We start from the raw sequence: 12,957 nt of genomic DNA on the forward strand, positions 1-12,957 counted from the left end.
TGCCACACCGGCGTGTCGCTCGGCGCGCGAGGCGCGTCGTCGTCGAACGCCGGCGCGGGTGTCAGCCGCTGATGTCGAAACCGGCGATGACCTTCGTCGGGCGGACCCGCACCACCAGCTCGCCGGGAACGGCGTTGCGCCGGCCGAATTCCTCGGCGCGCTCGGCGCCCATGTATCGGCGGGCGATCCGGGTCGCGATGTCGAGGAGCTCAGGCGAGTCGTCGGTCAGCGAAGCCACCCCTTGCACCTGCACGAACGAATAGGGCGGGTGCGGGTCGTCGACGCAGATCACCACCCGCGAATCACGCGCCAGCGCACGGCCTTTCGGCGTGTCACGGCCGGTGTTGAACACCACCTGGCCGCCGTCGACGATGATCCACACCGGCGTGACCAGTGGACGGCCGTCCGCCGCGAGATATCGAGTTCGGCCATGCGCTACAGCCGGGGCAGATCGTAGTCGCCGAGATGATCGATCAGGTTGTGCAGGTGGTCGCTCGAGGTGCCCAGGGTGTGCTCGATCGCGGTGAGCCGGGCCGCATAGTGGCTGACCGGATATTCGGCGGTGACGCCGATTCCGCCGTGCATCTGGATCGACTCCTGTGCGATGTGCCGTCCCGACCGGCCGATCTGCACCTTGGCGCGCGAGGCGATCAGCGGATCGAGATTGCCGTCGGCGATGGACATCCCGGCGTACAGGCTCATACTGCGCGCCAGCTCCAGCGACACGTACATGTCGGCGGCCCGCTGGGTGAGCGCCTGGAACTTGTTCAGCGTGACGCCGAACTGCTTGCGCGTCTTGAGGTAGTCGGTGGTCAGCCGCAGCGCTTCCTCCATCGCGCCGACGGCTTCGGCGCACAACCCCGACTGGATGCGGATGACGGCGTCGCGGATCGCCCGCGAGGCGTCGGCCGCTTCGCCCAGGGGTTCGGCGGCCGCGCCGTCGAGGTCGACCTGCGCCCCGCGCTGTCCGTCGAAGGTCCGGTACGGCCGGCGGGTGACGGCGCCCGCGTCGACCAGGAACAGCCCGGTTCCGCCACCGGGCAGGGCGGCGCTGACCACCAGCGCGTCGGCGCCGTCACCAGCGAGCACCGGGTTCTTGCGTCCGGTCAGCGTCCACGAATCACCTTGCTGGGCAGCCTCAGTGGTGACGGCCGCGGTCGGGTCGCGCTGCCCAGGCTCCAGGTGGGCGAAGGCCAGCAGCCGCTGGCCGGCCGCGACCTCGTCGAGCTGTTCCTTCTGGGCATCGGTGCCCAGCTCGGCGATCAGCGCTCCCGGTGCGAGCGCGGCGTGCAGGATCGGTTCGGGAGCCAGCCGGCGACCCACCTCCGTGAGCACGACCATGATCTCGAGCTGGCCCGCCTCGTCCGGGTCGAACCCGAGGCCGAGGATCCCGGTGTCGGCGAGCTGACTCCAAACCTCGCGGCTCCAGCCCAGATCGGAGCCGATGACCTTGTTGCGGCTCTCCGGGTCGTAGGTGCGCGACAGCAGCTCGCGGGTGGTGTCGCGCAGCAGGGCCTGCTCGTCGCTCAGCTGAAAGTCCATGCCTGCCTCACAATCCCAGAATGGTGGACGCGATGATGTTGCGCTGCACCTCGCTGCTGCCGCCATAGATCGACGTCTTGCGGTAGTTGAGGTAGTGCGGCGCACTGTGCTGCGCCCAGCCCGGAGACGCGATGTCCTCGCCGTCGGCGGGCAGCGAATCGGGTCCGGCCACCTCGACCAAGAGCTCGGTGGCCACCTGCTGCAGCTGGCTGCCGCGCAGCTTCAGCACCGACGAGGCGGGGTTGGGTTGCCCGCCGGCGGAGTCCGAGACCACTCGCGACTGCGTGAGTTCCAGTGCCAGCAGCTCGTTTTCGGCTTCGGCCAGCCGCGCGGCGAACAGCGGATCGTCGAGCACCCCCGTGGCGGCGGCGTGTCTTTTGACCTCGGCGAGGCGTACCTTGGTGCGGCCCACCCCGGCGATGCCCGTGCGCTCGTTGCCCAGCAGGAACTTCGCGTAGGTCCAGCCCTGGTTCTCTTCTCCGACGAGCTGATTGGCCGGCACGCGGACGTCTTCGAAAAAGACCTCGTTGATCTCGTGGCCGCCGTCGATCGTCTTGATGGGGCGCAGGGTGATGCCTGGTGTCTTCATGTCGAAGAGCAGAAACGAGATCCCGGCCTGGCGCTTGGGCGCCTGCGGGTCGGTGCGCACCAGGCAGAAGATCCAGTCGGCGTACTGGCCGAGCGTCGTCCAGGTCTTCTGCCCGTTCACGACGTAATCGTCGCCGTCGCGGACCGCGCTGGTGCGCAGCGACGCCAGGTCCGAACCGGCTTCCGGCTCGGAGAAGCCCTGGCACCACCAGATGTCGAGGCTGGCCGTCGGCGGCAGGAAGCGTTCTTTCACCTCTTGCGAACCGAATTCGGCGATCACCGGGCCGACCATCTTGGTGTTGAAGTTCAGCGGTTCCGGGACGCACGCCAGTTGCATCTCGTCGGCCCAGATCTGGTGCTGGGTGGGCGTCCAATCCTTGCCGCCCCATTCGACGGGCCAGTTCGGCACCGCAAGGCCGTGCTCGTGCAGGATCTTGTGGCTGGTGACGATGTCGTCGCGGTTGACTTCCGCCGAGCCCCGGCGCACCCGGTCGCGTATCTCCTGGGGGATCTCGGTCGTGTAGATGTTGCGGAGTTCGTCGCGGAACGCGGCTTCCTCCGGGGTGAGCGCGAGTTGCACGGCCGCCTCCTGTCGTCGGGGTGAACGCGGGGCCTGCTCCTAACCGGCTGTCGGGCTCGGGTCGCGCGCTCAGACTTCCATCTTGACCCATCGCCCGTCGGGTCTGTCCACAGCCTCGGATTAATCCACAAGCTCCGGGCCGGGCGGGCCCGGAGCGACCCTGGCGACGGCCGGCGGACCTACGGTCGGCCCATGCGAACAGAACTTCCCGCCGAGCGGTTGCATCGGCGGCTCGGCGCCGAACCGGAGGCCGAACCGGACACCGCTGGGCCGGAGCAGGACGACGATGCGCCCGACGAGGATCAGAACTCGCTGCTGCCGCGGTGGCTCCCCGACGCGTCGGGGAGCGGTGGCTGGGTCGCCAAGCTGCGCGCGGACCCGGGACGCGCCGGGGCGATCGGGCTGGCGATCGTGGCCGCCCTGGCTGTCCTGGTGACCGTCTTCACGCTGATGCGCGACCGGCCCGCCCCGGTGATGTCGGCGAAGCTGCCACCGGTGCAGAAGGCGTCGACGGCAAGCCCGACGCCGTCGGCGGCCCCCGCCGGCGACCGGCCGGTGGTCGTGAGCGTCGTCGGCCTGGTGCACAAGCCCGGCCTGGTCACGCTGACGCCCGGCGCGCGCATCGCCGACGCGCTGCGGGCCGCCGGCGGCGCCGTCGACGGCGCGGACACCATTGGGCTCAACATGGCCCGCCCGCTCGACGACGGCGAGCAGATCGTTGTGGGGTTGGCGCCGGTGTCCGGCCAGCCGACGGCGCTGGGCAGCTCGGTGGCGGCGGGGCCGACGCCGACGTCCAGGCCGCCCTCGCCCGGCTCGGGCAAGCCGAAACCGGGGGCGGCGCTCGACCTGAACACCGCTACCGCCGAGCAGCTGGACGCCCTGCCCGGCGTCGGGCCGGTCACTGCCGCAGCGATTGTGTCGTGGCGGCAGGCCAACGGCAGGTTCACCAGCGTCGATCAGCTCGGCGAGGTCGACGGCATCGGTCCGGCGAGGCTGGACAAGCTGCGTCCGCTGGTTCGCGTCTGATACCCGTGCGCGAGGCCGGATCCGGCGAGTCACCCGTCGACGTTCGCCTGGTGCCCGCCGCGCTGACCTGCTGGCTGGTCACCGCCGCCGGGATCTGGTGGCCGGTCGGCCGTGCGCTGGCGTCGTGCTGCGTGGTGATCGCCGCCGCGGGTGTGCTGGCCGCGCGCGCGGCGCGCCGGCCGGGCCGGGCCGCGTTACGGCCGGTCAGCGTTGGTGTGGTGGCCGTAGGTGTGGTCGGAACGGGTTTCGGGTTCGCGATCGCAATGCGCGCCGACGCGGTAGATCGCCACCCGATCGCCGCGGCGTTCGGGCACACGGCTCCGGTGACGGTCACGCCCGCCGAGAGCGCGGTGCCGCTAGGGAGCGGTCGGTTGATGTTCCGCGCCACCCTGCAGCTACTGGGATCCGAGGCGATGTCCGGCCGGGTTGTCGTTTTCGCGCGGGCAGCGGAGTTCGGCCCCGAGACCGTCATGGTGGGCCGGCCCGTCCGGTTCGCCGCCCGCATCGGCCGCCCGGCGCGCCGCGACCTCACCGTCGCGGTCCTCAACGCGTCGGGCTCCCCGACCACGGGCACAGCGGGCGTGTTGCAGCGGGCCGCCCACGCCGTGCGCGGTCGGTTCGCCGCCGCCGTCCGCGACACCCTGCCGCCCGACCAGGCGGCGATGCTGCCGGCGCTGGTGCTCGGTGACACCTCGGCCGTCAGCCCCGAGGCGGGTCGGGATTTTCGTTCGGCGGGCATGACACATCTGACGGCGGTCTCGGGAGCCAACGTCACGATCGTGTGTGCGGCGGTGCTGTTCTCGGCCCGGCTGGTCGGCCCGCGGGTCGCCGTGGTCCTGGCCGCGGCGGCGCTGGTGGCATTCGTCTTCGTCGTGCAGCCGACGGCGAGCGTGTTGCGGGCGGCCGTGATGGGCGCCATCGCCCTGACGGGGATGCTGTCGTCGCGGCGGCGCCAGGCGATCCCGGCGCTGTCGGCGACGGTGCTGGTCCTGCTGGCGGTCGCGCCCCAGCTGGCGGTCGACGTGGGCTTCGCGCTGTCGGTCCTGGCGACGGCGGCTCTGGTCGTCGTCGCGCCCGCGTGGTCGCGGCGCCTGGTGGCCAGGGGCTGGCCCAAGCCGCCGGCGGACGCGCTCGCGGTCGCGTGCGCCGCGCACCTGGTGACCGCCCCACTGGTCGCCGCGATCTCCGGCCGATTCAGCCTCGTGGCGGTCGCCGCCAACCTCGCCGCCGCACCTGTCATCGCGCCGATCACCGTGCTGGGCAGCGCGTCGGCCGCGCTGTGTCCACTGTGGCGGTCCGGCGCGCAGCTGCTGATCCGTTTCACCGGCCCGGAGGTGTGGTGGGTCGTGCACGTCGCCCGGTGGGCCGCCCGGGTGCCCGCGGCGACGGTGCCCGTCCCGGCCGGCGTGGCCGGAGTCCTGGTGGTCGCAGGTGTGACCGCGGCGGTGCTCGCGATGGTCGCGCTGTTGCGTCGTCGCCGGTGGTTTCGCCGGGCGGCCCGGCTGGGCGCCGCGTCGATCGTCCTGTGCGGCGTGGCCTGGTCTTTGTCGGCGTCTTTGTCGGGGTCTTTGTCGGGATTGGTCGGTCCCTCGTGACACCATCGTGGGGTGAGCGAGGATTCGCCGTTGCACCTTGTCCTGGGAGACGAGGAATTGTTGGTCGAGCGCGCCGTGGCCGACGTGTTGCGGGCGGCCCGCGAGCGGGCCGGCACAGACGACGTTCCGGTCAACCGGATGCGGGCCGGCGACGTCAGCACCTATGAACTCGCCGAACTGCTGAGCCCTTCGTTGTTCGGGGACGAGCGCGTCGTGGTGCTGGAGGCCGCCGCCGAGGCCGGCAAGGAGGCTGTGGCGGTGATCGCCGCGGCGGCCGCCGACGTTCCGCAGGGCATCGTGCTGGTGGTGGTGCACTCGGGCGGCGGCCGGGCCAAAGCGCTGGCCGGCGAGCTGCAGTCGTTGGGGGCCGTCGTGCATCCGTGCGCGCGCATCACCAAAGCCGGCGAGCGCGTCGACTTCGTCCGCAAGGAGTTTCGCGCCCTGCGGGTCAAGGCCGACGAGGAGACCGTGACCGCGCTGCTGGACGCGGTCGGCTCCGATCTGCGCGAGATCGCTTCAGCCTGTTCACAATTGGTGTCCGATACCGCCGGCCAGGTCGATGCGGCGGCGGTCAGGCGCTATCACAGCGGCAAGGCCGAGGTGAAGGGCTTCGACGTCGCGGACAAAGCCGTGGCCGGCGATGTGGCGGGCGCCACCGAGGCGTTGCGGTGGGCGATGATGCGCGGCGAGCCGCTGGTGGTCCTGGCCGACGCTCTCGCCGAGGCCATCCATGCGATCGGGCGGGTGGCGCCGCTCTCGGGGGACCCCTACCGCCTGGCGGCGCAACTGGGCATGCCGCCCTGGCGGGTGCAGAAGACGCAGAAGCAGGCCCGGCGCTGGTCACGCGAGTCGGTCGCGAGCGCCATGAAGGTGGTGGCGACGCTCAACGCGGACGTCAAGGGCGCCGCGGCCGACGCAGATTACGCGCTGGAATCCGCGGTCCGCAAGGTCGCGGAGCTGGCGGGTGGCCGCTAGACCCGGCTCAGAGCTTGTTCAGGGCGCGGGCCAGGGCCGACTTCTTGTTGGCTGCCTGGTTCTTGTGGATGACGCCCTTGCTGGCCGCCTTGTCCAGCTTGCGGTTGGTCGACAGCAGCAACTCCGCGGCCTTCTCTTTGTCACCGGTGTCTGCGGCCTCGCGGAATGCGCGAACGGCGGTGCGAAGCGACGACTTCACCGATTTGTTGCGCAGGCGGGCGCGCTCATTCGTGCGATTGCGCTTCTGCTGCGACTTGATGTTGGCCACGCGTGAGTTCCTTCTTCGAATCGACGAGTGCTGCGGCTGCGACTTCGGCGCCGGCGACTACTGTAGTGACTGCTCAGGTTATCAGTCGGTTACGTTTTCTCCCAAAATGGGAATGGGTGGCCTGCGAAAACCCCTATTTAAGGCAGCATTTGATAAGTGAGTCTTACAAACCAGCTTGAGGAAACCGGACACGCTCCTCGCGCCTTTGCACGGTCCGAGCGCATCTTCGGCGGTTACAACACGTCGGATGGCTACCGCATGGCTTTCGACGAGATGTTCGACGCCCAGGGCAACGTACGCGGACCCTACAAAGGCATCTACGCCGAGCTCGCCCCGTCGGACGCGTCGGAGCTCAAAGCCCGCGCCGAAGCCCTCGGGCGCGCGTTCATCGACCAGGGCATCACCTTTTCACTGTCCGGTCAGGAACGGCCCTTCCCGCTCGACCTGGTGCCGCGGGTCATCTCGGCCGCCGAATGGACCAAGCTGGAGCGCGGCATCACCCAGCGGGTCAAGGCCCTCGAGATGTACCTCGACGACATCTACGGCGACCAGGAGATCCTCAACGACGACATCATCCCGCGCCGCCTGATCAGCTCCTGTGAGCACTTCCACCGGCAGGCGGTGGGGATCGTGCCTCCCAACGGCGTGCGCATCCACGTCGCCGGCATCGACCTGATCCGCGACGACCGCGGCAACTTCCGGGTTCTCGAGGACAACCTGCGCTCGCCCTCGGGCGTGTCCTACGTCATGGAGAATCGGCGCACCATGGCGCGGGTATTTCCCAACCTGTTCGCCACCCACCGGGTCCGTGCGGTCGACGACTACTCCTCGCACCTGCTGCGGGCGCTGCGCAACTCGGCGGCCACCAACGAGGCCGATCCCACCGTGGTGGTGCTGACCCCCGGTGTGGCGAATTCGGCCTACTTCGAGCACTCGCTGCTGGCCCGCCAGATGGGTGTGGAGCTGGTCGAGGGCCGCGACCTGTTCTGCCGCGACAACCAGGTGTACATGCGCACCACCGAGGGCGAACGCCAGGTCGATGTCATCTATCGCCGCATCGACGACACCTTCCTGGACCCGCTGCAGTTCCGCGCCGACTCGGTGCTCGGGGTCGCGGGGCTGGTCAACGCGGCCCGCGCCGGCAACGTCGTCATCTCCAGCGCGATCGGCAACGGCGTCGGGGACGACAAGCTCGTCTACACCTACGTGCCGACCATGATCGAGTACTACCTGGGTGAGAAGCCGCTGCTGGCCAACGTGGAGACGTTGCGCTGCTGGCTCGACGACGAACGCGAGGAGGTGCTGGACCGGATCGACGAGCTGGTCCTCAAGCCGGTCGAGGGGTCCGGCGGTTACGGCATCGTCTTCGGCCCGGACGCTTCCGAGAAGGAGCTGAACGCCGTCGCCAAGAAGATTCGCGACGACCCGCGCAGCTGGATCGCGCAGCCGATGATGGAACTGTCCACCGTGCCGACGCAGATCGGCAGTTCGCTGGCGCCGCGCTATGTCGACCTGCGGCCGTTCGCGGTCAACGACGGCAACGACGTGTGGGTGCTGCCCGGGGGGCTGACGCGGGTGGCCCTCGTGGAGGGATCGCGGGTGGTCAACTCCAGCCAGGGCGGCGGGTCCAAGGACACCTGGGTGCTGGCGCCGCGCGCGTCGGGCGGCGACCGGGAGCTGGGCGCCGCCGAGGTGGTGCGGGCCCTGCCCGGCAACTTGCAGGACCCCGACTCCGACGACGGGCCGGGCTCGCACCCGGCACTCCCGAATGACCTCATGAAGCACGAACAGCTTCAGCAGCAGCAACAGCAGAGGGCGGTGCACTGATGCTGGCACGTAACGCGGAGGCGCTCTTCTGGATCGGCCGCTACGTCGAACGTGCCGACGACACCGCGCGAATTCTCGACGTCGCGCTGCACCAATTGCTCGAGGATTCCAGCGTCGACCCGGACCAGGCGTCGCGGCTGCTGCTGCGGGTGCTCGGGATCGACCCCCCCGACCACGACCTGGACGTCTGGTCGCTGACCGATCTGGTGGCCTTCGGCGCCAACACCTCCGGAGGCTGCTCGATCGTCGATGCCATCACCGCGGCGCGCGAGAACGCCAAGTCGGCGCGCGAAGTGACGTCCAGCGAGATCTGGGAATGCCTCAACACCACCTACCACGCGCTGCCGGAACGGGAACGTGCCGCCAAACGCCTTGGCCCCCACGAGTTTCTGTCGTATGTCGAAGGCCGGGCCGCGATGTTCGCCGGGCTGGCCGATTCCACGCTGTCGCGCGACGACGGCTACCGCTTCATGGTGCTGGGCCGGGCGATCGAGCGCGTCGACATGACGGTTCGTCTGCTGCTGTCGAGGGTCGGGGACAGCGCGTCGTCCCCGGCGTGGGTGACTCTGCTGCGTTCTGCGGGCGCGCACGACACCTATCTGCGCACCTACCGCGGGGTGCTGGACGCGGCGCGGGTTGTCGAGTTCATGTTGCTGGACAGGCTGTTTCCGCGTTCGGTGTTCTATTCGCTGCGGCTGGCCGAGCACAACCTCGACGAACTGCTGGGCAGCCGGCAGAGCCGGATCGGGGCCACCGCCGAGGCACAGCGACTTCTGGGCAGGGCACGAAGCGAACTGGAGTTCGTCCAGCCCGGGGTGCTGCTCGAGGAGTTGGAGATCCGGTTGGCGGGTCTCCAACGCACCTGCAGCGACGTCGGAGAAGCCTTGTCGCTGCAGTACTTCCACGTCACCCCCTGGGTCGCTTGGTCGGACGCCGGTCAACGCGCGCAGCTGGTCAGCAGGCAGGGGGAGCCCTGATGTGGCGCCTGCGGATCGTGCATACCACCGGGTACGCCTACCAGTCCCCGGTGACCGCCTCCTACAACGAGGCCCGCCTCACCCCGCGGTCGAACAGCCGGCAGAACGTCATCCTCAACCGCGTCGAGACCATCCCGGCCACCCGGTCGTACCGGTACATCGACTATTGGGGGACCGCGGTGACGGCGTTCGACCTGCACGCACCGCACACCGATCTGACGGTGACGTCGTCGTCGGTGGTCGAGACCGAGCGGCAGGAACCGCCGGCGGAGGAGCTCGCCTGGAAGGAGCTGCGGTCCGAGGCCGTCATCGATCGCTACGACGAGTTGCTGCGGCCCACCGGGCACACTCCGATGAACAAGCGGGTCGCCTCGGTGGCCAAGAAGATCGCGAAGAACAACGAGCCCGCCGAGGCCGTCGTCGCGGCCGCGAAGTGGGTGCGCGGTGAGCTGGATTACCTGCCGGGCACCACCAGCGTGCACTCCTCGGGGCTCGACGCCCTGAACGCGGGCAAGGGCGTCTGCCAGGATTTCGTGCACCTATCGCTGATGTTGTTGCGCGGCATGGGAATTCCTGCGCAATACGTCTCGGGATACTTACATCCCAAGCAGGACGCAGTCATCGGGGACACCGTCGACGGGCGTAGCCACGCCTGGATCGAGGCGTGGATCGGAGGTTGGTGGGGCTTTGATCCCACCAACGACAGCGCAATCTCCGAGCAGTACGTGAGCGTGGGGGTGGGCCGCGACTACACCGACGTGTCCCCGCTGAAGGGCATCTACTCCGGGGAAGGTGCGACGGACCTCGACGTGGTCGTGGAGGTCACCCGGCTGGCGTGACCGGCCCGTCTTTCCCTGGGCGCGTTCCCCAGCGTGCGATACCCGGGGTGCACGTGGGGCGTCAGGCCCTGCTGGTTGGCAACCGCGATGAGCAGCTCGCGCAGGACACCGCATTGCTCGGGGTCAAGCGCGGCGGTGAGCCGCAACTCGTGCTGCCGCGCAAGCCCGGACACCTTGCGCAGCAATCCTTTTCCGGAGGTCGTGAGGTGCAGGGCGTGCAGGCGGCGGTCGCCGGGGTTGCGGCGCCGTTCCAGGAAGCCGCCGTCCTCCAGCTCGTCCACGTAGACCACCACGCGGCTGGGCAACATTCCGAGTTGGGCGCTGAGCGCCTGCTGGCTGCGGCCGGGCTCGGCGGCGATGGCCCGCAGGATGCCCGCATGGGCCGGCGTGAGCCCGAGGGTCGCCACCTGCTCGGCGAAGAGCGTGGCGGCGTGATGGCCCAGTTGCGCCAACAGGAATGCCACGCCGTCTGGGCGGTCACCGGACCGGTTTGATGCCACCTCCCCATCATAGAGCGGGTGAAACATTCACACTGTGAATCATCAGGGCTTGCGGGAGATCGCACCCGGGCATATCGTTCACGTCATGAATGATTCGTCGACAGATGTAACTCGGCCGGATGCCGGCAGGCGCCCGCAAGGCGGACCGCCGCTGGTGCTGCTCTCCGCCATCAGCCTCGGGCTGCTTGTCGGCGGGTTGGCGGTCGCCGTCGCCGTGGGCGGTGTGATGCCCTTGCCCTACGGCCCGATGCCTGCGGTGGTGGCCTACGTCCGCGCCCACCCGGCTGCGGTGCATACCGTAGCCACCGCGATGTTCGCGTCGTCGGTGCCGCTGGCGATCTACGCGGCCACGATCGGCGCCCGGTTGAGACAACTCGGCGTCACCGCGCCCGGGGCCACGATCGCACTCACCGGGGGCACGTTGGCCGCGGGCGCGCTCGGTTTGGCCGGCCTGGTGGCCTGGACCCTGTCGCGACCGGACGTCAGCGCGGACGCCGCACTGGTCCGGGCGCTCTACTTCCTGGTGTTCCTGGTCGGCGGCCCGGGGCACATCGTGGCATTGGGGCTGCTGGTCGCGGGTATGGCGGTCCCGAGTCTCGTTCTGCGGCTCACGCCGAAGTCGTTGGCCTGGGCCGGTCTCGCGATCGCCGTCCTCGCCGAATTGACGACCTTCGTTCTTATCTGGCCGCGCCTCGGCATCATATTGCCGGTCGCGCGAATCTCGGCGTTGACGTGGCTCGTGGTGGCCGGCGCCGCCTTACCGCTGCGGCGCAACGATATTCGGCGGCCAGCGGCGGTCACCGCCCCGCGTTGACCTCGACGCGGTGCAGATCGTCGCCGAGTTCGATGCGGCCGCTGAATTTCGACGCGGCCAGTGCCCGCCACTGTTCCTCCTGGCCGGGCACGAGGGCCGGCACATAGTGCGTCATGATCAGGGTGCTCACCCCCGCGCGGTCGGCGGTGGCCGCCGCCTCCTCGACCGAGGAGTGGTAGTCGCAGACGTCTCGGATCCGCTGTTGCGGCATGTTGCTCAGGATGTCCTTGCGGATCACGGTGTGCACCAGGGCGTCGGCACCCGCCGCGAGCGCGTCGAGGCCCGCGCACGGCACCGTGTCCCCGGCCAGCACCACCGACGCCCCATCGGACTCGACGCGGAAACCGATCGTCGGCGTCACGGGCCGGTGATCGGTTGGGGCCACCCGGATGCAGACACCGTCGCGGTCCCACACCTGGCCCTCGGTGCATTCGTGGACCTCGACGGCCGGCGGCGCGTTCAGGTCGGCGTGGTGTGCGATGCGGTAGCCGATGTCGTGGCCGAACGCCTTCAGCGTCGCCTCCACCGTCTCCGCGGTGCCTGGCGGTCCGATGATCGGCAGGGGCGCGGGGGCGGGGCCGAAGCCGCTGATCCAGCGCGTGATCAGCACGTCCCCGAGGTCGCCGATGTGGTCGCTGTGCAGGTGGGTGAGCAACAGGGCCGACAATCCGGCCGCGCCGGTGCCCGCCGCCGCCGCGCGCTGCAGCACGCCGCGCCCGCAATCGACCAGCAGCACCTGTGCGCCGGTCCGCACCAAGGTCGCCGGCCCGGCGCGGCCGGCGTCGGGGATGGGGCTTCCGGTTCCGAGCAACGTGACCTCGATCATGGCCACATCCTCGCAAGTCGCGCGCGTGCGACGGGTTCGGCTCGCCGATGCGGGGTACGGACACGATCGGCTCACGCTTCGGGCAACGGCTTTTGCGCCGCCCGGGTTAGCCGTAGCCTGTGTGAAGCGGATCACAATCGGCTGGAGGCTTCGATGCGCATTGCGGACGTCTTGCGGAACAAGGGTGCGGCGGTGGTGACGATCAACCCCGATGCGACGGTCGGGGAGTTGCTGGCCGGCCTCGCCGAGCAGAACATCGGCGCCATGGTGGTGGTCGGCGACGAAGGCGTGGCCGGCATCGTGTCGGAGCGCGACGTCGTCCGGCAGCTGCACGCCCACGGCCCCGGCGTGCTGTCGCGCCCGGTCTCGTCGATCATGACCGCCACCGTCGCCACCTGCACGAAGTCCGACACGGTGGATTCCCTGAGCCTGCTGATGACCAAGAACCGGGTGCGCCACGTGCCCGTGCTGGAGGGCAACAAGCTGATCGGCATCGTCAGCATCGGTGACGTGGTGAAGACCCGCATGGAGGAACTCGAGGCCGAGCAGGCGCAGCTGCACTCCTACATCACGCAAGGCTGAGCACGGCGAGGGCAGACC

The 12,957-nt window shown here is 69.7% G+C and carries 13 protein-coding genes and 1 pseudogene; 8 read left to right on the top strand and 6 right to left on the bottom strand.

The features are described from left to right. Window positions 1-61 precede the first annotated feature (61 nt). The 3 genes and pseudogenes from G6N48_RS27635 to G6N48_RS02535 all read right to left on the bottom strand — a co-directional run. Window positions 62-430 (bottom strand): annotated as a pseudogene (locus G6N48_RS27635) (PPOX class F420-dependent oxidoreductase); the annotation flags it as partial. Window positions 431-435: 5 nt separating this feature from the next. Next, entirely contained in the window at window positions 436-1,542 is a 1,107-nt protein-coding gene (locus G6N48_RS02530) for an acyl-CoA dehydrogenase family protein (protein ID WP_139825572.1), read from the bottom strand. A 7-nt stretch (window positions 1,543-1,549) separates the two neighbouring features. Next, a complete protein-coding gene (locus tag G6N48_RS02535; protein WP_085267220.1) occupies window positions 1,550-2,710 on the bottom strand; it encodes an acyl-CoA dehydrogenase family protein in 1,161 nt (386 codons plus the stop codon). 192 nt (window positions 2,711-2,902) lie between these two features. Between G6N48_RS02535 and G6N48_RS02540 the strand changes: the two genes are divergently transcribed. Genes G6N48_RS02540 through holA form a run of 3 tightly spaced genes read left to right on the top strand, consistent with a single transcriptional unit; the run spans window position 2,903 to window position 6,306 of the window. Then, on the top strand, window positions 2,903-3,736 hold the full coding sequence (locus G6N48_RS02540; protein ID WP_085267221.1) for a ComEA family DNA-binding protein: 834 nt from the start codon (window positions 2,903-2,905) through the stop codon (window positions 3,734-3,736). Between the two features lie 5 nt (window positions 3,737-3,741). Then, window positions 3,742-5,331, top strand: coding sequence for a ComEC/Rec2 family competence protein (locus G6N48_RS02545; protein ID WP_085267222.1), 1,590 nt, complete (start codon window positions 3,742-3,744; stop codon window positions 5,329-5,331). A gap of 30 nt (window positions 5,332-5,361) precedes the next feature. Then, complete coding sequence (gene holA / locus G6N48_RS02550) at window positions 5,362-6,306, top strand: DNA polymerase III subunit delta (protein ID WP_139825575.1); 945 nt, start codon at window positions 5,362-5,364, stop codon at window positions 6,304-6,306. Window positions 6,307-6,313: 7 nt separating this feature from the next. Here holA and rpsT read toward each other — a convergent pair whose 3' ends face one another. Continuing rightward, window positions 6,314-6,574: a 30S ribosomal protein S20 gene (gene rpsT, locus G6N48_RS02555; protein ID WP_085267224.1), complete on the bottom strand. Its 261-nt coding sequence runs from the start codon at window positions 6,572-6,574 to the stop codon at window positions 6,314-6,316. A 156-nt stretch (window positions 6,575-6,730) separates the two neighbouring features. Here rpsT and G6N48_RS02560 point away from each other — a divergent pair, with 156 nt between their 5' ends. The 3 genes from G6N48_RS02560 to G6N48_RS02570 are packed head-to-tail and all read left to right on the top strand — an operon-like array spanning window position 6,731 to window position 10,217. Then, window positions 6,731-8,401, top strand: a complete 1,671-nt coding sequence (locus G6N48_RS02560) for a circularly permuted type 2 ATP-grasp protein (protein WP_085267225.1) — start codon at window positions 6,731-6,733, stop codon at window positions 8,399-8,401. Beyond that, the gene (locus G6N48_RS02565; protein WP_085267226.1) at window positions 8,401-9,378 is read left to right on the top strand and encodes an alpha-E domain-containing protein; all 978 of its coding nucleotides are present in this window, start codon (window positions 8,401-8,403) and stop codon (window positions 9,376-9,378) included. The genes G6N48_RS02560 and G6N48_RS02565 overlap by 1 nt, the downstream gene beginning before the upstream one ends. Then, window positions 9,378-10,217, top strand: coding sequence for a transglutaminase family protein (locus G6N48_RS02570; RefSeq protein WP_085267227.1), 840 nt, complete (start codon window positions 9,378-9,380; stop codon window positions 10,215-10,217). Before G6N48_RS02565 ends, G6N48_RS02570 begins: the two co-directional genes overlap by 1 nt. On the opposite strand, the gene G6N48_RS02575 is transcribed toward G6N48_RS02570, so the two are convergent. Continuing rightward, the gene (locus G6N48_RS02575) at window positions 10,157-10,717 is read right to left on the bottom strand and encodes a MarR family winged helix-turn-helix transcriptional regulator (protein ID WP_232066517.1); all 561 of its coding nucleotides are present in this window, start codon (window positions 10,715-10,717) and stop codon (window positions 10,157-10,159) included. The genes G6N48_RS02570 and G6N48_RS02575 overlap by 61 nt on opposite strands. Window positions 10,718-10,931: 214 nt before the next feature. Here G6N48_RS02575 and G6N48_RS02580 point away from each other — a divergent pair, with 214 nt between their 5' ends. Beyond that, entirely contained in the window at window positions 10,932-11,531 is a 600-nt protein-coding gene (locus G6N48_RS02580) for a hypothetical protein (protein WP_372511375.1), read from the top strand. On the opposite strand, the gene G6N48_RS02585 is transcribed toward G6N48_RS02580, so the two are convergent. Next, entirely contained in the window at window positions 11,515-12,357 is an 843-nt protein-coding gene (locus G6N48_RS02585; protein WP_085267250.1) for a ribonuclease Z, read from the bottom strand. The genes G6N48_RS02580 and G6N48_RS02585 overlap by 17 nt on opposite strands. A 153-nt stretch (window positions 12,358-12,510) precedes the next feature. Between G6N48_RS02585 and G6N48_RS02590 the strand changes: the two genes are divergently transcribed. Then, entirely contained in the window at window positions 12,511-12,939 is a 429-nt protein-coding gene (locus G6N48_RS02590) for a CBS domain-containing protein (RefSeq protein WP_085267229.1), read from the top strand. Window positions 12,940-12,957 lie beyond the last annotated feature (18 nt).

Origin of the sequence: Mycobacterium parmense (genome assembly GCF_010730575.1) — a bacterium.
GTDB lineage: Bacteria > Actinomycetota > Actinomycetes > Mycobacteriales > Mycobacteriaceae > Mycobacterium > Mycobacterium parmense.